The following is a 20435-nucleotide window of genomic DNA, read 5'->3' as shown; positions in this document are numbered from 1 at the left end:
CAGCGTTTGCACAAACAGTTCGCGCCGCGCTCGCTTGCCCGGCTACGGCGCTTACTGCATGAGTTCCCGGATCACTTTGACCGGCGCGTTGCCGTAGCTGAGGAACTGCTCGTGGAACTCCTTGAGCGCAAACTTCGGCCCGAGCGCCTGCTTGCGCTGTTCGCGCAGTTCCATGATTTCGCTGTAGCCGCTGAAGTAGCTGGTCAGCTGCACTGAACTCAACTGCACGCGGCGCCACTTCTCGCTCGCCTCGGCGTTGGTCTGGAACGCCTGGCGCACCAGCAGGTCCATCGCCTGCGCCTGCGTCATGCCGTTCACGTGCACGCTGTAGTCGAGGATCGTGTTGGTCACCACGCGCAGGTTCCACTTCGAGTACATCAGCCACATCTCGGGCGCATTGTCGCCGTAGCCCGACTCGAGCATCATGCGCTCGGCGTACACTGCCCAGCCCTCGACCATCGCGCCGTTACCGAACAGCGATTTGACCATCGACGGCGACTTGTTCGCATACACCAGCTGCGCGTAGTGGCCCGGCACCGCCTCGTGGATATTCAGGATCTGCAGAATCCAGTGGTTGTACTCGCGCAGCGTGCTTTCGGCATCCTGCGCCGTCAGCGCGTCGAGCGGCGTGACGTTGTAGAAGGTGCGGTCCTGCGGCCGGTACGGGCCCGGCGCGTCGATGCTGGCGCCGGCGATGCCGCGCTGGTACAGCGGCGTCTCGCGCACTTCCAGTGGCCGCTTCGGATCGAGCGTGAGCAGGTTGTTCTTCACCACCCACTCCTGCAGCACGCCGATCTGGCGGCGAATCTCCGGGAAGAAGTTCTCGCGTGCGACGTGGTTGGCCGACAGCTTGTCGATCACCATGCCGATCTTGCGGGTGCGGTCCTGCGGCTTGGCGGCGCTGCCCATGGTCTTGGCCCACAGCTGGTCGGCCAGGCCGTCCATCCGCGTCAGCAGCTCTTCGCGCGCGGCCAGCGCCTTCTGGTACGTCTGCTCGGCGCTGCCGGCGGCCTGGATGTCGAACGCGAACTTCTGTTCGTACAGCGCCTTGCCGATCCTGAACGGGCGTGCCGACTGCTTCTGCTGCTGCGTCCTGTCGAGGGCGGCGAGGAAGTCGATGTAGCCGATCAGCGCGGAGCCGGCGTTGGCGATGCGCTGCGCGAAGATCGCTTTCTCCTGCGCCGTCAATATCGATTCCTGCGCCGCCTTGCCAAGGTCGGCCAGCACCGTGATCGTGCCCGGCGCCTGGGCGATCGCCAGCTGCGTGTGTTCGTGGGTCGGGTTGACGATGCTCGCCTGCGCCGCCTGGTAGTAGGCCGGCACGTTGGCCAGCCGCTTGAGCAGCGTGCGCAGGCGCTGCGGCTTGGCCGCGTACTCGGTGGTGAGAATCAGGTCGATCGGCTCGGCGATGTTGTACATCGCAGGATTCCATTCATGTTCACGCAGCGTCGTGAGCTGAAAGCGGTCGGCCTGCAGCTTGTTGACCAGCAGCGCCAGGTCGGTGCGCTGCTTGTCCGACAGCGAGCGTCCCTCGAAGCGGGCGAAGCGCTTCAGCCAGTCGTCGGCGAAGGTGATGCGGGCGGCGCGGGTGGCCGAATTCGGGATCGTCAGGTTGGCGGCGCCGTCGTATTTACCGGCGCGGATCGCCGCTTCCGGATCGAGCCGCCACTGCGCCGTCAGGAACTGCATGCTGGTGCTGTCCATGCGGCGGTCCGACGCAGGTTCGGCGGATCCGGAGGCTGGCGCCGGCGCCTGTTCGGCCTTGGACGCGGCTTTTGGAGTGGCCTTGGCGGCCTTGCCGCCCTTGCCAGCGTTGGCGGACTTGCCTGGTGCGGCCTTCGCTACCTTGCCGGCTGTCGGCTTGTTGGACTTCTTTTCCTTGGCGGCGCTTGCGGGCGCCAGCGCGAAGGTCGCCAACAGGACCGCCAGCGCAATTTTCGTTTTCATCATCGTAAAAGCCTTGTCAGTAGGTGCAAACGCGCGCGTCAGGTTAGCATCAATCATGCCGTTTGCGGGGCGTTGATACAATTGGATGCAGGTGCCGGCAAGCCGCTGTCCACGGCCCCAGCGAAGCCAGCGCGGCGTCAACGCCGATGCCGCGAGCCTCTGCCGCCACGCCGGCCGGCAGCCAGTCGGCGAACGCCGTCTCGACGTTGCGATGGCGCCCGCCGGCGGTGTGCTGCTGCGTGACCTGGCACAGGCGCTCCGGCGCAAACTGCGCGGCGGCGGCGGCCAGCGCCGGCCACAGGCGCCGGTGCACCAGTGTCAGCTTGCCATCGACCAGGCGGCACACCAGCACATCGGCGTGTTCGCACACCGCTTCGAGCACCGGGAAGATCTGCTTGCCCTTCGGGTGGCCCCACCAGCTGCCCTTGATTTTTTCACCGGCGATCGCCTCCGTCAGTGTCGGCGCCGGGCCGGTGGCCGACACCAGTACCACCCCGTGCTCGCGCACGAAGGCGATCGCCGCGTCGAGTTCCATCATCAGTCGATCACGTTCGTGCGGATCAGGTCCTGCTGATATGCGTTCAGGGTATTGACGGCAGCTTTGCCGCGCGCGATATTGGTCAGCACGATCTCGTTGGCCTTGGTGAAGCGATGGCCGATGCGCACCGTGTACGAGCCGGTGAGCCAGCTCCAGAAGCCGGGTACGAAGGTCGCTTCGTCCATGTCGCGCCACTTCACGCCGCTCAAGCCCTTTTTCCACGGCAGGATGCCCGAATAGGTCCACACGCCGACGTCGTCGTAGTACAGCTGCACGCTGCGCAGCAGCAGCAGCCGGTAGCCGATCATGATTGCCGAGACGACGAACACCACGCCGGCGGCGATCTCGTTCCACATGAACGCCAGCGGCAGCAGGCCGAAAAACAGGATCGCCGCCAGCACCAGAGTGCCGAAGTAAGCGATCCACGACTTCACGCCGACCACGTGGGCGTTGGCCGATGCGTTCGCCGAATTGTCTTCTTCCATGGTGCCCGCCCTTCAAAAAATGCATGATTGCATAACACTGGTGTCAGGTCTGACATTCGGACATTTTCAAGCGAAATGTCCGAATGTCAGACCTGACACCAGCTTTTGACGTCTAGAAATGTCCGAATGTCAGACCTGACACCAGCGCTTGATCTAGCGCGCCAGGCCTTCTTGCAGCATCCGCAGCATGTCGCCCGGCGACATCCGCGCCGACAGGTCGGACCCCTCCAGCAGGCTGTCGGCCAGGTCGCGCTTGTGCTTGTGCAGCTCGACGATGCCTTCCTCGATGGTGTGGCGCGCCACCAGCCGATAGATCGTCACCGGCCGCTGCTGCCCCATGCGGTGCGCGCGGTCGGACGCCTGGTCCTCGACCGCCGGATTCCACCAGGGGTCCATGTGGATCACGTAATCGGCCGCGGTCAGGTTGATGCCGACGCCGCCGGCCTTCAGGCTGATCAAGAATACGTCGCCTTCGCCGCCCTGGAAGGCGTCGACCCGCTTCTTGCGCTCCAACATCGGCGTCGAGCCGTCGAGGTACTGGTAGCGAATGCCGCGCCCATCGAGGTGCTGGCGGATCAGGGTCAGGTGGTCGACGAACTGGCTGAACACGAGCACCTTGTGGCGGTTCTCCAGCAGGTCGTCAAGCAGGCGCGCAAACACCGCCAGCTTGCTGCTGGCCAACCCCAGTTCGGGCGCCACCAGCATCGGGTTGCAGCAGGCGCGCCGCAGCTTCATCATCTCGGCCAGGATCTGGATCGACTTCTGGCTCTCGGGCGCCTGCAGCGAGGCGAGCTTCTCGATGGCGTCGCGGCGCAGCGATTCGTACAGCGCCGTTTCTTCCGCCGTCAGGTCGACCGGCAGCACGATCTCGGTGCGCGGCGGCAGTTCGGCCAGCACCTGCGCCTTGGTGCGGCGCAGGATGAACGGCTGGATCAGGCGCCGCAGCCGGATCCGCGCGCCGGCTTCGGCGCGCTTGTCCTGCGCCCGCTCGATCGGGCCGGCGAAGCGCAGATTGAACTGGTCGCTGGTGCCGAGCAGGCCCGGATTGATGAAGCGGAACAGATTCCACAATTCGCCAAGGTGGTTTTCCAGCGGCGTGCCGGTGGCCACCATGCGGAAGTCGCCTTGCAGCGCCATCACTGCCTGCGAGCGCTTGGTCGCGTTGTTCTTGATCGCCTGCGCTTCGTCGAGCACGATGGTATGCCACTGCACCTTGGCGAAAGACGCCGCTTCCAGCTGCAGCAGGCCGTAGCTGGCGATCACCAGGTCGAAGCCTTCGACGCCTTCCAGCATCGCCGCGCGGTCGCCCGCGCCGAACAGCTTCACCTTCAGGGTCGGCGCGAACTTCTCCGCCTCGGCGATCCAGTTCATGCACACCGACGTCGGCGCAATCACCAGCGCCGGCCCCTGCGGCGCGCGCGCCAGCAGCAGCGCCAGCGCCTGCACCGTTTTACCGAGGCCCATGTCGTCGGCCAGGCAGGCGCCCACACCCCAGTGGGCCAGCCGCGCCAGCCACTCGAAGCCCTCCAGCTGATAATCGCGCAATTCAGCCTGCAGGGTGCTTGGCAGCTGCGGCGTGAACGCGGTGTTGGCGGCCATCCGCTTGAGGTGTTCTTTCCACAGCTTGTCGGCCTTGACGCCGCCGGCGTCCAGCGCCAGTTCTTCCAGCGCGAAGCTGGCCAGCGGATGCACGCGCACGCCGTCGGCGTGGTTGTCGCCGAAAGACGCCAGCTCCATCAGGCGCCGGTGCAGTTCCGACGACAGCGCCACGAACTGGTTGTCGCCCAGCGCGACGAAGCGCCCCTGGCTCGAGCGCAGCATGTCGAGCAGCGCGCGCAGGTCCATGATGCGCGTCTCGTCGACCTGCACTTCGCCGTTGGCGGCGAACCAGTCCTTGTCGCGCTTGATGGTCAGGCGCACCGATTTCGAGTCGACCTTCTTGCTGACCCTGAACGACTCGCCCTCCGGCCACGCCACCAGTACCTTGGCCGGGTCGAGCTCCTGCAGTTCGCTCAGCAGCTCGAGGCACGGCACCGGCTGGCCAAGCAGCCATTCGCCGTGCTCGGCCTCGGCGTGTTCGAGGCTGTGGCAGGCCGCGATCAGCTCTCGCTCCGCTTCGCGCTCGGCATTGAGGCTGCGGCGCGCCTCGACCCGCACGCCATTGACGTCGGCGATGACGCTCTCGGCGCCGCTGCCCGGCGGGTAGTAGGCGCCGGCGCCCGGCAGCGGGCGCACCAGCACCTGCATCTTCAGGCCCTGCTGGTACGGCAGCAGGTGCACGTGCAAGCGCGGGTCGGCTTTGACCTGGTCGATGTCGGCGGCGCTGCCGCCGATGTCCGACTGCACCGTGACGATCGACGAGATCGCGCTGATCGCCTTGAGCACCTGTTTTTCGGCGTGCAGCGGCACCACCAGGCCGTCGCCAATGATGGCGCCGACGCGCCGGTGTTCGGCCGTCACGCGCACCACCCGCAGCCGGGTCGGCGTTTCCCTGGTGATTTCGATGTCGTCCGAGCCGGCGGACACCGGCGGGCGCATCGTGATCGTCACTTCGCCGGCGCGCGCCTTGACCAGCAGTTCCGGCTCGCCCGGCAGCAGTTCGAGGCGGGTGCCGGGCGCGTCGAACCCGAACAGCAGCGGGTGGCCGATCAGCGCGGCGACCGCCTTGTCGTTATCGAGTTCGTAGCGCGAACCGCTGTGGCTGTAGTACTTGAACGCCTGGATGGTGGCGATCACGTTGAGGTCCTGGGCGGTGAGGAATTCGAGTTCGGCCGCTTCCTCCGACAGGCGCCGCAGCGCCACCATGCGCCCCTTGCTCCAGCCGCCCTGGGCGTCGCGCTTCTGTTCGCGCGCCTCGATGCTGTTGATGCCCCAGTTCGGGTCGTAGCCGATCATCCAGACCAGGCGCGACTCCTTGACCGTCTCGACATTCACCGCCGGCTGCAGGTTGATCAGCGCGTTGAGCTGGCGCTGCCACGGCTCCTCGCGCTCGAACCAGGTGGCCAGGTCGGTGAGCCGGTGGCGCTGGCGCAAGGTGATCGCCTGCTGGTCCAGGCCGACCGCGCCGAGGCGCCCGAGCAGCGAGCCGAATTGCGCCGCCAGCAGGTCGAAGCCGGCGCGCTGCGCCTCGTCGAAATGCTCCTCGAGCTGTTCACGCTTGTTCGCCAGCTGCGGCAGCGCCAGCCAGTAATGCATCAGCGCGCGGAACATCGCCGGCTGCATCGCCGTCTCCCAGTTCCGCGACGGCAGCACTTCCGGGTCGACGGTGCCGCCGCGGATATGGCGCAGCATCGCCAGCTGCACGTAGACGGCGGTGTCATGGTTCTGCACCGCGCGGGTGGCGATGTCGAGATAGGCGTCGGCCAGCTTGTCGTGTTTCGGCTCGCCGCTGCGAATCAAGGCCAGCACATACAGGTGGCCGCCGATGCCGCCGAAGACCGCCTTGCGCTTGCCGGTCTCCTTGCGCAGCGCCTTTAACGCCTGCTCGAACAGCGGCAGCGCTTCGTCCTGCCGGTCGCGCAGCAGCAGGATGACGGCGTTGTAGAACTGCGCATACGACAAGTCCATGTCGGCCAGCAGGTGCGCGGCGTCCTCAAACCGGCCGCACAGGATCAGGTGTTCTGCCAGCGCCGAGCGCAGGAACATCGAGGCGCCCGGGCGCGCCGCCTGGCGCTCGGCGTAGTCGCGCAGCAGCGGCGCGCTGGCCGGCTCACGCTGCGCGTTGGCGATCAGGATGCCGAGCACCTCGTCCTGCATGGCGGGGTGGATCCGTTCGAACATGGCCGGCTCGAACGGCCGCGCGCAGATGTCGACCAGCGGGTGCAGGTAGCCCGCCTCGTGGCAGGCCATGCATGCTTCGAGCAACGCGCCGACGGTGCGCGCATCTTCGCCGCCGACCAGCGCCATGCGCAGCAGCGCGACGCCCTGGCGGTAGCTGCGCAGCACCACCGCGCCTTCCCAGTTGCGCCGCAGCGGCGTGATCTTTTCGTAGACGCGCCGCAGCGGCTCGAGCATGTCGTTGTCGAGCGCGATGCGGATCGCCGGCCATACCGCGTCCGGGGCCAGGGTGAAGCCGCGGCCGGCCGATTCGCTGGCGATGCCGAGCGCCTTGAACAGCTTGATGTCGTCGTCGAGCGTGGTGGACGGGATGACGACGCCCAGCTCGGCCAGGTGCAGCACGATGCGCGATTTGCCCATCGGTTCGCCCGCAAGCGCCAGCAGCGCCGTGGTCAAGAGCTGGGTGGACGTGAACGCCTTGAACTGCTGCTGCAAACTGCTTGTCGTCATGCGTCTTCCGGCAGATTGTCGATCGCCACCGCCGCCAGCGGCTCAGGCGACGTCACGCCAAAGATGCGCAGGTAGAAATACAGCTCCGCTTCGAGCGTGCGCACGATGCTGTCGGCCTTGCGAAAGCCATGGCCTTCGCCTTCGAGCGTGATGTAGGCGACCGGCACGCCGGCCGCGCGCAGTGCGTCGACCATCACTTCCGACTGCTGCGGCGGCACCACCTTGTCATCCAACCCCTGAAAGAAGATCATCGGGCGCTTCAGCTGCGCGGCGTGGTTGATCGGCGAGCGCAGCATGTACAGCATCTCCGCTTCGGGCTGCGGCGCAATCAGGTATTCGTTGTAGTGCGATTCGAACTTGTGCGAGTCCAGGTCGAGTCCCTTCAGGTCCGACACGCCGTAGTAGCTGGCGCCGGCCTTGAACACATCGTGGAACGTCAGTGCGCACAGCGTGGTCAGGCCGCCGGCGCTGCCGCCGCGGATCACCAGCCGCTCGGCGTCGACCAGGCCGCGCGCGGCCAGGTGGCGCGCGCCGGCGACGCAGTCGTCGACGTCGATGACGCCCCACTGGCCCTTGAGCGCGTCGCGGTAGTCGCGCCCGAAGCCGCTGCTGCCGCCGTAGTTTACGTCCAGCACGGCGAAGCCGCGGCTGGTCCAGAACTGGGTCGCCAGCTTCAGCGTATTGCTGGCCATGCTGGTCGGCCCGCCGTGGCTGATCACCATCAGCGGCGGCTTGCTGCCTGGCGATGCCTCGAACCTGGCGTTGCGTGGCGGGTAGTAAAAAGCATGCGCCAGCCGGTTGCCGCTGGTCGGATAGCTGATGCTGTCCGGGACCGACAGGTCGCCTGCATCGGGCAGCTCGGTGATCGAGCGGGCCAGCACTTCGTGCCCGCCGGTGTAGAGGTCGATGCGCGCCAGTTCCAGCGGGATGGTTGGCGCGCCGCCCAGCATGGCGACGACGCTGCCGGCCACGCGCAGCTCACGGATCTCTTCGTACGGATTGGCGATCAACTGGAGCTTGCCGCTGCCGCTGGACAGCTGTGCCAGCCGGCTGACGCCGTTCTCGATATAGGTACAGACGATCTCGTGCTCCGAGCGGAAGCCGTACATCGAGCCGCCGAACGACCAGTGCGGCGCGCCGAATTCGGCGGCGCGCTCGCACAGCGGTCGCGCCGCCGTGCCGTCGAAGCGGTACAGGTTCCACCAGCCGCTGCGATCGGACACGAAGTGCAGCACGCCGCCGGGCGACCATTCGGGCTGGCAGATCGCCTCGTCGGCGCCGCCGGCCACCAGGCGCGCATTGGCCAGAGCGCCGCCGGCGCCGACATCGGCGAGCCACAATTCGGTGCCCTGCCACGGCATGCGCGGGTGGTTCCAGCTGATCCAGGCCAGCTGGCTGCCGTCGGGCGACAGGCGCGGCGCGGCATAAAAATCGCTGCCCTCGGCCAGCACCGTCTCGCGGCCGTCGAAGCCGATCGCGCATACCGTGTTGACCGGTTCACCGCCCGCCGCATGGCTTTCGCGCACCGCGACCAGGCGCTGGCGCTGGCGGTCGAGCACGAAGTCGGCGTAGCGATGCGCGCTTTCGGCCGTCAGCGCGACCGCGCCGTAGCCTTCGGCCAGCACGTACAGCCGGTTGTCGGCGAAGTTCAAAATGTAGACGGTGCCGTCGGCCACCAGCAGCGCGCCGCCGCCGTATTCGTGCACGCGGCTGCGCACATTGAACGGCGCCGGCGTGAGCTCGGTGACGTCGGCGCCGCGCTGGCGCAGCAGCGTGGTGCGGCCGCCCTCGCTGGCGCGGCCGGCCAGCCAGTAGGTGTCGGCGCCGTCCTGCACCACCTGCGACAACGGCGAAGCGCCGGCGGCGACGAGGGCCGCGCTGATGGGCGAAGGCCAGGCGCCGCAGATGGCGGCTTGTTTGCTGTTCGATATGGTCATGGGTGGGCGATCTGGTGGAGGCGGTATGGCATGATAGATAATCCCGCGCCAAACATCCACTCTTGCGACAGCGGCAAGTGTGGGAAGCGCGACCGGACAGTGCGATAATAGCGCCTTTCTCCAAGCTACCGCCTGCTCCCATGCCCCAATTCGCCCCGCTCCAGAACGACACCTTCCTGCGCGCGCTGCTGCGCCAGCCCACCGATTACACGCCGGTGTGGCTGATGCGCCAGGCCGGCCGCTATCTGCCCGAATACCGCGCCACGCGTGAGCGGGCCGGCTCGTTTCTCGGCCTGGCGAAAAATCCCGACTACGCCACCGAAGTGACGCTGCAGCCGCTCGACCGCTATGCGCTGGACGCGTCGATCCTGTTCTCCGACATCCTCACCGTGCCCGACGCGATGGGCCTGGGCCTGTACTTCGTCGAAGGCGAAGGACCGAAGTTCGAACGTCCGCTGCGCACCGAAACGGACGTGATGGCGCTGCGCGCACCTAGCATGGAGTCGCTCGACTACGTGTTCAAGGCGGTCACCCAGATCCGCACTGAACTCAATGGCCGCGTGCCGCTGATCGGTTTTTCCGGCAGCCCGTGGACGCTGGCCTGCTACATGGTCGAAGGCGGCGGCTCGAAGGAGTTCCACACGATCAAGAAGATGGCCTACAACCGTCCCGACCTGATGCACCACATCCTGGCCACCAACGCCAGCGCCGTGGCGCAGTACCTCAACGCGCAGATCGACGCCGGCGCCCAGGCCGTGATGATCTTCGACTCGTGGGGCGGCGCGCTGGCCGACGGCGCCTACCAGGAGTTCTCGCTCGAGTACATGCAGCAGGTGATCGGCCAGCTCAAGCGCGACAAGGACGGCGTGCGCATCCCGGCGGTGGTATTTACCAAGGGCGGCGGCCTGTGGCTCGACCAGATCGCCGACATCGGCGCCGATGCGGTGGGACTCGACTGGACCGTCAACCTGGGCCGCGCGCGCGCGCTGGTCGGCCACAAGGTCGCCTTGCAGGGCAACCTCGATCCGGCCATCCTGTTCGCCAGCCCGGAACAGATCCGCGCCGAAGTGGAGCGTTCGCTCACCGCCTACGGCAAGCCGTCGGCCGGGTCCGGCCACGTGTTCAACCTCGGCCACGGCATCTCGCAGTTCACGCCGCCCGAATCGGTGACCGCAATGGTCGAAGCGGTGCACAGCTTCAGCCGCGCGCAACGGGCCGGCTGAGGCGGTTTGCGTCAATTGGCAACCGGACAAAATCACACTTATTCACATGTTTCACCAAGGCAATAGTTACACAGAGATCGCGATGCTGGGTTGCCATTTTTTTTCCAAGTGCTTGATTTATATGGGGAATAAAACTCTTGCGGTGCGGCACCAAAGCGCGTGAGGGGCACGGTTTCAGAGGGAACGCACACTTTTCCGAACCTTGTCCACAAAGTTATCAACAGGCTGTGTGGATAAAAAGGGAAAGTCCTTTTGTTTTCCGTGACTTAGCGCGTTTGCGCAGGTTTCACATGAGGTTGGTGCTGCAATGCATGATATTTTCATATGCATTCCGGGCGCCCGGCGCGATGTGCGAGGGCCATATCTCCGGCGCCAGAAAGCGCCGCCGCAAGGCCGATTGTTGTGATTGTTCGCACACCGCAGCGCGTGGAAAATTGCACCTGATCGATCAGTTATGCACAACCGGACGGTTACAAACGCGGATGTGACGTCTCTATGACGATATTTTCAAGTGCTTGATTAATAAAGACAATTTATTCTTGATTTTTGGTCGATCCGTTAGTCTCTTGATTAACAACAAACTTTACGACTGCCGCCGAATGCTATTGTCCACAAAGTTGTCCACATGCTTGACGGCACCCTTTGGCGCCTGCGCGGCGCCGGTCCAAAGCGTCTGAATGACGTACTGCATCCTCACGATCGCGCTCGATACGCCGCTCAATAGCTGCTTCGACTACCGCTGGCAGTGCGCCGCCGGCGCCGAGCCGTTGGCCGGGCAGCTGGCGCTGGTCAGTTTCGGCCGGCGCGAGGTGGTCGGGCTGATCGTCGCGGTCGGCACGCAGACCGACGTACCGGCCGAAAAGCTCAAGGATGCGCTGGCCGTGCGCGGCCAGCTGTCGCCGCTGTCGCCGGCCTGGCTGGCGCTGGCCACCTTCGCCGCCGAGTATTATCAGCGCCCGCTCGGCGAAGTGGCGCTGCCCGGCCTGCCGAAGAACCTGCGCGTGCTGACCACCGTGGCGCTCGACCGCGCGCTCAAGAAGCTGGCCAAGGGCACTGCCGCCGCCGCCGGCGACGACACCGCCGTCGGCACGCCGGTGCTCAACGAAGCCCAGCAGCTGGCGGCCGACGCCATCGGCGGTGCCGACGGCTTCACGCCGATCCTGCTGTTCGGCGTCACCGGCAGCGGCAAGACCGAAGTGTATCTGCAGGCCTGCGCCCAGGTGCTGGCGCGTGACGCGCGCGCGCAGATCCTGATCCTGGTCCCGGAGATCAACCTGACGCCCCAGTTAGAAGGCAATATCCGCGCGCGCTTTCCCGGCCTGATGCTGGCCACCTTGCACAGCAGCCTGTCGGAGGGCGAGCGCATGCTGCACTGGCTCGCCGCCCACCAGGGCCAGGCCCGCATCATCCTCGGCACCCGCCTGTCGATCCTGGCGTCGCTGCCGCACCTGCGCCTGATCGTCATCGACGAGGAGCACGACCCTTCCTACAAGCAGCAGGAAGGGCTGCGCTATTCGGCGCGCGACCTGGCGGTGTGGCGCGCGCGCCAGCTGGCCATTCCGATCGTGCTCGGTTCGGCCACGCCATCGCTGGAAAGCTGGCACCACGCCGGCTCCGGGCGCTATCGCAAGCTCGAACTGCGCGAGCGCGCCGTCAAGGACGCGGTGCTGCCGCGCGTGAAGCTGCTCGACATGGAGAAGGACCGGCCGAAGGACGGCCTGACCTCGCACCTGGTGGCGGCGCTGCGCCAGCGCATGGAGCGCGGCGAACAGTCGCTGCTGTTCTTGAACCGGCGCGGCTATGCGCCGGTGATCTGCTGCGAGGCGTGCGGCTGGATCAGCGAGTGCACCCGCTGCACCGCGCACATGGTGCTGCACAAGCCGGAGCACCGGCTGCGCTGCCACCACTGCAGCCTGGAGCTGCGCATCCCGCGCAACTGCCCGACCTGCGGCAACGTCGACCTGCAGCCGCTCGGGCGCGGCACCCAGCGCGTCGAGGAAGGCCTGCAGCAGTTGTTCCCCGAGGCGCGCATCCTGCGCATCGACGCCGACTCGACGCGCAAGAAGGGCAGCGCCCAGGCGGCGTTCGACAGCGTCCACCGCGGCGAGGTCGACATCCTGATCGGCACCCAGATGGTCGCCAAGGGCCACGACTTCAAGAAGCTCACGCTGGTCGGCATCCTCAATCCGGACACCGCGCTGTTCTCGCACGACTACCGCGCCAGCGAGCGCCTGTTCGCCCAGCTGATGCAGGTGGCAGGCCGGGCGGGGCGCGCCGCGCGCAACGAGGGCGGCAGCGTCAGCGAAGTGCTGGTGCAGACCCGCTACGCCTCGCATCCGCTGTATGCCGCGGTGGTCAAGCACGACTACGAGCGCTTCGCCGGCGGCCTGCTCGACGAACGCAAGGGCGCCGCATTGCCGCCGTTCGTCTACCAGGCCTTGCTGCGCGCCGAAGCGCGCGAACTGGCCGGCGCCATCGAGTTTCTCGCGCAGGCGCGCGACTGCCTGGCCGCCGACGGCATCACCGTCCACGATCCGATTCCGATGACGATGACGCGCGTGCACAACGTCGACCGCGCGCAGCTGCTGGTCGAATCGCCCTCGCGGCCGGCCCTGCAGGCCTTCCTCAAGGAATGGCTGGCGCTGCTGCGCGAGATGAAGAGCCGCGTCAAGTGGTCGCTGGAGGTCGACCCGCTGGATATCTGAGCCGCGCTTGCTTGGCCTGGCTCAGTATAAATGCAAATGAGAGTGATTCTCGTTTACATAAGAGGGTTGTCTGTTTATAATTGCCGCAGACACTTACTCAGGAGCGCACCAATGAAGCATCAACCATCGCGGCAGCCACTCAGCCTGCGCAGCAACCCAACCGCACCGTTCAGCGCAATGACGAAAACCACCATTGCCATGAGCATTTCCGGCGCGATGCTGTTCCCGCTGACCGCGATGGCCCAGAGCGCCCCCGCCCCCGGCCCCGACGACACCGTGCAGGTCGCCTCGAAGGTGGTCATCTACGGCAAGCACCTCGACCCGAATCCAAACGCCGAGGTCGGCGCGCCGTACAAGGCCCGCACTTCCGGCGACGCGCGCCACACCCGCCCGCTCGCTGAAACGCCGCAGACCATCTCCGTCATCACCAAGGCCGCCATTGACGACGCCGGCGTGACGGACCTCAAACAGATCCTCGGCGCCCAGCCTGGCATCACGCTCGGCACCGGCGAGAACGGCAATGCCTTTGGCGACCGCTACATCATCCGCGGCCAGGAAGCGCGCAGCGACGTGTTCGTCGACGGCCTGCGCGATCCGGGCATGACGACCCGCGAAAGCTTCGCCGTCGAACAGCTGGAAATTTCCAAAGGCCCGAATTCGAGCTTCGCCGGCCGCGGCACCGCCGGCGGCGCGATCAACGCCATCACCAAGCAGGCCACGCTGGACAAGGACTTCTCGCGCGTCTCGGTTGGCGTCGGTACCGACAGCCACAAGCGCGTGTCGGCCGACATCAACAAGGGCTTCGGCGACCATTTCGCGGTGCGCGCCAACCTGCTGTACGGCGACGAAGGCGTGCCTGACCGCTCGCCGGCGGACCGTTCGCGCAAGGGCGTCGCCCTGTCCGGCCTGTGGGAAAAGGACCGCAACCTGTCCGTCACGCTCGACTACTACGGCCTGCGCACCAAGGACAATTCGCCCGACCTTGGCTACTACCTGGTCGGCACGGCGCCGAACCGCGTGCCGGCCAAGAACGTGCCGTTCTACGCACAGGATGGCGACTTCCTGTCGTCCGACGTCGACACCTTCACCGCGCGCGTGAACTGGAAGATCGCGCCGGCCATGACGCTCACCAGCCTGACCCGCTACGGCAAGTCGGCCAACGCCTACGTCACCACCGGCGCCAACAACGCCACGCGCTACAACAACGTCACCGGCCTGGCCTACGCCAACGTCGCCCTCGACGGCGGCCACACCGGCTGGCAGGATGTCGACTATTTTGCCCACCAGAGCAATCTGCGCTGGGACACGCAGCTGATGGGCGTGAAGAACGAATTCATCTTCGGCGCCGAGTATGCCGACCACAAGGTCGTCTCCGGCAACTACGGCGTTACCAACAGCGCGCCGTTCAACTGCAAGAGCACCGCCGGCGCCGGCGCCAACAACGCCTACTGCTTCACCGACGCCAGCGGCACGCCGGCGACGAACCTGCGCAAGCTGGCCGGCCGCAGCGCCGCGCGGCAGGGCTGGAACCAGGACTGGCAGGTCAAGACGTTCGCGCTGACGGCGATGGACACGGTCGACCTGACCGACCGCTTCACCGCGTTCGCCGGCCTGCGCGCCGACCATTTCGACCTGTCGCTGATCCGCCGCAGCAACCTCACCGGCGTCATCGCCGGCGACTACGGCTACACCGACACGCTGGTCAACGGCCACTTCGGCCTGTCGTACAAGGTGCTGCCGAAGCTGATCGTCTACGGCAGCGCGGCCAGCGCCCAGGACATCAACGGCGGCGAGCCCGATTCGGGCACCAGCAGCGGCTACGGCGGCACCGTGCTGTACCAGAACTCGGTCGCCGGCGCCAAGCCTGAAACGTCGATCAACCTCGAACTGGGCGCCAAGTGGAACCTGTTCGACGACAAGCTGCTGGCCACCGCCGCGGTTTTCCAGACCAGAAAATCGGACGTCATGGAAGGCGCCAATTATGACACCGTCGGCACCTTCAACACCGGCAAGAACCGCGTGCGCGGCGTGGAATTCGGCGCCAGCGGCGACCTGACCGAAAAGCTGTCGGTGCAGGCCGGCGCTGCCTTCATGAAGTCGGCGGTGCTCGACTCGGTCACCAAGACCAATATCGGCCGGCCGGTGGCCAACTTCGCCGAGAAGTCGGCGTCGGTGCAGCTGAAGTACCAGGCGACCAACGCGTTCTCGTTCGGCGGCGTGGCACGCTATGAAAGCGACCGCTGCGGCGGCCAGCCGGACACCGCGGCCGGTTTTACCGCAACCGGCGACTGCTCCCAGCCAGTACCTTCGTTCGGCGTGCTCGACGTGTTTGCCGCCTACCGCTTCTCGAAGAAGCTCGACCTGCGCGTCAATGTGCTCAACGTCGGCAACAAGGACTACTTTACCGCGGTGTACCGCTCCGGCGCGTTCATGTACAAAGGTGATGCGCGTGCGGTCCGGATGACGCTCAACTACGAAATCTAACTTCGTTACAATGCCGGGACCTCCCGGCTTTTTCACATTCGATGACCAGCACCGATACCGCCACCGCGCAGCCTCCTGTCGGCCAGATCCCGCCGCAGATTCGCTGCGCCCAGGATTATGAAATGGTGGCGCGGCGCTTCATGGCCGCGCCCACCTACGAATACGTCGCCGGCGGCAGCGGGCGCGATCTGACGGTGGCGGCCAACCTGGCCGCTTTCGCGCGCTGGTCGGTGTATCCGCGATTGCTGCGCGACGTCACCGCCGGCCACACCCGGCTGACATTGGGCGGCGCCGCGATGGCCCACCCGCTGCTGCTCGCCCCCGTCGCCTTCCAGTCGCTGGCGCACGTCGGCGGCGAGGTCGAGTCGGCGCGCGCCGCGCACGCCACCGACAGCTGCCTGGTTGCCAGCACGCTGTCTTCCTGCCCGCTCGAAGACATCGCCCGCGCGGCCGGTCCGCAGCGCTGGTTCCAGTTGTATTTCCAGCCGCGCCGCGACGATACGCGCCTGCTGCTGCAGCGCGCCGAGGCGGCCGGCTACGGCGCCATCGTCGTCACGCTTGACGCATCGATCCAGGCCGCCAGCCTGCGCGCATTGTCGGCCGGGTTTCGCATGCCGGCCGGCTGCGTGGCGGCCAACCTGCGCGGCCAGGCTGCGGCCGAACCCGGCCCCGCCGGCGAGAGCCGCATCTTCCAGGGTGTGATGCGCGACGCGCCCACCTGGGCCGACCTGGAGTGGCTGCTTACGCGCACCACCTTGCCGGTATGGGTCAAGGGCGTGCTGCACCCGGACGACGCGCGCGCGCTGCAGCGCCTCGGCGTGGCTGGGCTGGTGGTGTCGAACCACGGCGGGCGCGGCCTCGACGGCGCGCCGGCCAGCCTGGACGCGCTGCCGGCGGTGCGCGCGGCGGTCGGCGCCGGCTTCCCGCTGCTGTTCGACGGCGGCATCCGCTCCGGCCTCGACGTGTTCAAGGCGCTGGCGCTGGGCGCCGACGCGGTGCTGGTCGGCCGCTTGCAGATGTATGCGCTCAGCGTTGCCGGCGCCCTCGGCGTGGCGCACATGATCCGGCTGCTGCGCGAGGAGCTCGAAGTGTGCATGGCGCTGGCCGGCTGCGCTACCATTGACGACATCGGCATCGCGGCACTCATAGAAAGCACAGGCAATCCATGTTGATCACCATCGAGAACGTGTTGAGCAAGGACGAAGTGCGCCAGTTTCGCGCCCACCTCGACCAGGCCGCGTGGCAGGACGGCGCCGTCAGCGCCGGCACCCTGGCGCGCCACGTCAAGAGCAACCAGCAACTCGACGAAAGTGCCGAACCGGCGATCAGCCTGGGCAACCACCTGCTGCGCAAGCTCGGCGCTGATCCGCTGTTCATTTCGGCCGCCCTGCCGCGCAAGATCTACCCGCCGCGGTTCAACCGCTACGCCGGCGGCGGCGCCTACGGCACCCACGTCGACAGCGCCGTGATGCAAATACCCGGCACCGCGCTGTCGATGCGCGCCGACCTGTCGGCCACCGTGTTCCTGGCCGAGCCGGATGAATACGAAGGCGGCGAACTCGAAATCGAAGGCCAGTTCGGGGCCCAGGCAGTCAAGCTGGGCGCCGGCGGCATGGTACTGTATCCGTCCTCGAGCCTGCATCGCGTGGCGCCCGTCACCGCCGGCGCGCGCGTCGCGTCGTTCCTGTGGATCGAAAGCCTGGTCGGCGACGAAGGCGACCGCACGCTGCTGTTCGATCTCGACCAGTCGATCCAGAAGCTGACGCCGGCGCTGGAGGCGCACCAGGGCGATCTGCTGCGCCTGACCGGCATTTACCATAACCTGCTGCGCCGCTGGGCCGTCACCTGACCGCCGCGGCGCACACCCTTTCCATCAATGGAGCTTGCATGAAATCGATCATCGTCACCCTCGTCCTTGCCTTTACGGCCAGCAGCGCGTTCGCCCACGGCGACGTCAAATGCACGGCCCGGCCGAAGGCCGAATGGAAGCCGCACACCGAACTGGCGGCCAAACTTGCCGCCGAAGGCTGGGTCATCCGCCGCATGGAAGCGACCAACTCGTGCTACGAGGTGTACGCCAAGGACCCGCAGGGCAAGCGCATCGAGGCGTTCTTCGATCCGGTCACCTTCAAGCGCGTCGAAGAGTAATTGAAAAACCAGCAGCGCGTCTGGGATGCGCCGGTGCGCCTGCTGCACTGGACGCTGGCGGCCAGCATCGGCGCGGCCTGGTTCACCGGCAGCGACACCGGGCCGGCGCACGAATACATCGGCTACGGCTCGGCGGCGGCGGTGGCGGCGCGGCTGGCGTGGGGCCGCTTCGGCAACCGCTATGCGCGCTTCGGCCAGTTCGTGCGCGGGCCGGCGGCCACCTGGCGGTACCTGCGCGCGGTGCTGGCCGGGCGCGCGGCGCGCCATCTCGGCCACAATCCGCTGGGCGGCGCGATGGTGGTGGCGCTGCTTGCCTGCGTGAGCCTGGTGGCGCTGAGCGGCTGGGCGATGGGCACCGACCTGCTGTGGGGCTATGCTTGGCCGGTGCGCGTGCACGAGGCGCTGGCCTGGCTGCTGGTCGGACTGATCGCGCTGCACGTCGGCGGCGTGCTGCTGACGGGCCTGCAGCACCGCGAAAACCTGGTCAAGGCGATGGTCACCGGCGACAAGGATGCCGCTGGCGCGGACGACGCGGTGTAAGCAAAATCGGCGGCGCGCTCGTCAATTCCCGACGTGGCGTATCATCGCTTATCGAGAACCGCAGCATCCGCCACCCCAGGAACCGCACATGAAAAATATCGACGTCGACGTCGCCATCATCGGCGCCGGCACTGCCGGCCTGTCCGCCTACCGCTCCGCCGTCGCGCAGGGCGCGCGCACCGTGCTGATCGAAGGCGGGCCATACGGCACCACCTGCGCGCGGGTCGGCTGCATGCCGAGCAAGCTGCTGATCGCCGCCGCCGACGCGGCCCACATGCTGCAGGCGGCGCCCGGCTTCGGCGTGCATCCGGGCGAAGTGCGCATCGACGGGCGCGCCGTGATGGAGCGCGTGCGGCGCGAGCGCGACCGCTTCGTCGGTTTCGTCGTCGACGGCGTCGAACGCATCCCCGAAGCCGACCGGCTGGTCGGCCAGGCGCGCTTCACCGCGGCGCACACGCTGCAGGTTGGCGAGCACACCACCGTGCAGGCGGCGCGCGTGGTGATCGCCACCGGCTCGACGCCATTCCGCCTGCCGCAGCTGGCCGACGGCGGCCCCGGCGTCATCGTCAGCGACGACATCTTCGAGATGACCGACCTGCCGCAATCGATGGCCGTCATCGGCACCGGCGTGATCGGACTCGAACTGGGCCAGGCGATGAGCCGGCTCGGCGTGCGGGTGAGCTTCTTCGCGCGCGGCGGCAGCCTGGCGCAGCTGACCGACCCGGATGTGCTGCACGACGCCACCAGGGTGCTTGGCGCCGAACTCGATGTGCGCTTCCAGAACCGCATCATCGGCGCCAGCCGCGACGGCGACGGCGTGCTGCTCGTATCGCACGACGCCGCCGGCGCCGAGCACCGCGAACGATTCGATTACGTGCTGATGGCCGCCGGCCGCGCGCCCAACGTCGGCGCGATCGGCATCGAGCACACCGGACTGGAACTGGACAAGCAAGGCATTCCGCTGTTCGACCGCCGCACCATGCAGTGCGGCGCCAGCCACATCTTCATCGCCGGCGACGCCGACAACGATCGCCCGGTGCTGCCCGAAGCGGCCGACCAGGGCTGCATCGCCGGGGCCAACGCCGGCCGCTATCCGGACGTGCGTCCCGGCCTGCGCCGCACCGCGCTGACGATCGCCTTTACCGAGCCGCAGATCGCCACCGTCGGCGCCGGCTACCGCGAACTGTGCGCCGATGGTCGGCCCAAATTCGCGCTCGGCATGGTGTCGTTCGAGAACCAGGGCCGCAGCCGCGTGATGCTGCAAAATCATGGCATGCTGCGCGTGTATGGCGAATACGGCACCGGGCGGTTTCTCGGCGCCGAGATGATCGGGCCGCGCGCCGAGCATATCGGCCACCTGCTGGCATGGGCTTGCCAGGCGCGCATGACGGTCGACCAGATGCTCGATATGCCGTTCTACCATCCGGTGGTGGAAGAGGGCGTGCGCACCGCGCTGCGCGCGCTGCATGCCGCGCTGGCCAAGGGCGCGCCCGATCAGGCGGCAGTCAGCGACGCTCCCGGCGTCTAGCCGCCGGGGAGGGCGCAGCCGCCGGCTAGTTCAGGTAGCTGGCGTCGAGCCGCCCTTCGGCTGCCAGCTCGCGCAGCAGGCGGATGACGTCGATGTCGGCTTCCTGGTAGGCCGATTTCTTGAACTCGTCGTACATGGCGTTGGCCGCATCGGTGGCCGCGTCATGGCCGTCGTCGTAGCGAAAGCGCACGAACAGGATGTGCTCTTCCGGCGCCTCGATCGTCACCGTCAGGTTCGACGCGCTGATGTCGCCCTGCGCATGGACGTCGTAGCGGATCTGCTGCAGCGGCGTCAACGTGACGCGGTCGTCGATGCGCAGTTCGCCGAAACGGCGGCTGCGCGTAAAACCGCTGTCGGTACGCTCGCCGATGGTGCACTCGTCCAGGTGCGGCACGAACAGCTTCGGCGACTCGGCATGCAGCACCAGCCCACGCCACAGCTGTTCACGCGTGAGCGGGTCGATCAGCGGGTTGAGCGGGTCGTTAATTTCAATCAGGTGTTCAAATTTCATGGTGCAGATTCTCGCAAGGACGCTCAAAGCAAGATGGTAACGCATGGCGCGCGCCCGGGTCGGCGCGTACGTTAAACTTTTGGCATTGCAACGCCGTCACCC

Annotated in this window: 14 protein-coding genes; 8 read left to right on the top strand and 6 right to left on the bottom strand. The window is 67.0% G+C overall.

Annotation, left to right across the window (positions count from 1 at the left end; genetic code table 11):
- Positions 1-51: 51 nt before the first annotated feature.
- The 5 genes from CR105_RS00655 to CR105_RS00635 all read right to left on the bottom strand — a co-directional run bounded on the left by CR105_RS00655 (position 52) and on the right by CR105_RS00635 (position 9194).
- Entirely contained in the window at positions 52-1950 is a 1899-nt protein-coding gene (locus tag CR105_RS00655; protein ID WP_099786888.1) for a DUF885 domain-containing protein, read from the bottom strand.
- A 46-nt stretch (positions 1951-1996) separates the two neighbouring features.
- On the bottom strand, positions 1997-2485 hold the full coding sequence (locus tag CR105_RS00650; protein ID WP_131021622.1) for a hypothetical protein: 489 nt from the start codon (positions 2483-2485) through the stop codon (positions 1997-1999).
- Positions 2485-2970, bottom strand: coding sequence for a hypothetical protein (locus CR105_RS00645; protein WP_099786502.1), 486 nt, complete (start codon positions 2968-2970; stop codon positions 2485-2487). The genes CR105_RS00650 and CR105_RS00645 overlap by 1 nt, the downstream gene beginning before the upstream one ends.
- Positions 2971-3123: 153 nt before the next feature.
- Positions 3124-7257: a DEAD/DEAH box helicase gene (locus CR105_RS00640; protein ID WP_099786501.1), complete on the bottom strand. Its 4134-nt coding sequence runs from the start codon at positions 7255-7257 to the stop codon at positions 3124-3126.
- Positions 7254-9194, bottom strand: a complete 1941-nt coding sequence (locus CR105_RS00635) for a dipeptidyl-peptidase 5 (protein ID WP_099786500.1) — start codon at positions 9192-9194, stop codon at positions 7254-7256. The genes CR105_RS00640 and CR105_RS00635 overlap by 4 nt, the downstream gene beginning before the upstream one ends.
- A gap of 140 nt (positions 9195-9334) precedes the next feature.
- Here CR105_RS00635 and hemE point away from each other — a divergent pair, with 140 nt between their 5' ends.
- The 8 genes from hemE to CR105_RS00595 all read left to right on the top strand — a co-directional run bounded on the left by hemE (position 9335) and on the right by CR105_RS00595 (position 19822).
- Positions 9335-10417, top strand: a complete 1083-nt coding sequence (gene hemE / locus CR105_RS00630; RefSeq protein WP_099786499.1) for a uroporphyrinogen decarboxylase — start codon at positions 9335-9337, stop codon at positions 10415-10417.
- A gap of 677 nt (positions 10418-11094) precedes the next feature.
- A complete protein-coding gene (locus CR105_RS00625; protein ID WP_099786498.1) occupies positions 11095-13122 on the top strand; it encodes a primosomal protein N' in 2028 nt (675 codons plus the stop codon).
- A gap of 111 nt (positions 13123-13233) precedes the next feature.
- Positions 13234-15606 carry a TonB-dependent receptor gene (locus CR105_RS00620; RefSeq protein WP_099786497.1) on the top strand — a complete coding sequence of 791 codons (2373 nt, stop codon included), beginning with the start codon at positions 13234-13236 and terminating at the stop codon, positions 15604-15606.
- Positions 15607-15647: 41 nt separating this feature from the next.
- Complete coding sequence (locus CR105_RS00615; protein ID WP_099786496.1) at positions 15648-16778, top strand: alpha-hydroxy acid oxidase; 1131 nt, start codon at positions 15648-15650, stop codon at positions 16776-16778.
- Complete coding sequence (locus CR105_RS00610; protein WP_099786495.1) at positions 16772-17455, top strand: Fe2+-dependent dioxygenase; 684 nt, start codon at positions 16772-16774, stop codon at positions 17453-17455. The genes CR105_RS00615 and CR105_RS00610 overlap by 7 nt, the downstream gene beginning before the upstream one ends.
- 38 nt (positions 17456-17493) lie before the next feature.
- Complete coding sequence (locus CR105_RS00605; RefSeq protein WP_099786494.1) at positions 17494-17754, top strand: PepSY domain-containing protein; 261 nt, start codon at positions 17494-17496, stop codon at positions 17752-17754.
- Positions 17755-18294: a cytochrome b/b6 domain-containing protein gene (locus tag CR105_RS00600; RefSeq protein ID WP_099786493.1), complete on the top strand. Its 540-nt coding sequence runs from the start codon at positions 17755-17757 to the stop codon at positions 18292-18294.
- 88 nt (positions 18295-18382) lie between these two features.
- Positions 18383-19822 (top strand): dihydrolipoyl dehydrogenase, encoded by a 1440-nt coding sequence (locus CR105_RS00595; RefSeq protein WP_099786492.1) that lies wholly within the window; start codon positions 18383-18385, stop codon positions 19820-19822.
- 25 nt (positions 19823-19847) lie between these two features.
- Here the strand turns inward: CR105_RS00595 and CR105_RS00590 are convergent, their stop codons facing one another.
- Positions 19848-20333, bottom strand: coding sequence for an SRPBCC family protein (locus CR105_RS00590; RefSeq protein ID WP_099786491.1), 486 nt, complete (start codon positions 20331-20333; stop codon positions 19848-19850).
- Between the last annotated feature and the right edge of the window lie 102 nt (positions 20334-20435).

The organism is Massilia eurypsychrophila, assembly GCF_002760655.1.
Taxonomy (GTDB): domain Bacteria; phylum Pseudomonadota; class Gammaproteobacteria; order Burkholderiales; family Burkholderiaceae_D; genus JAFCUW01.
Note: the sequence above shows the minus strand (reverse complement) of the source record. Positions and strands in the feature narration are given on the sequence as shown.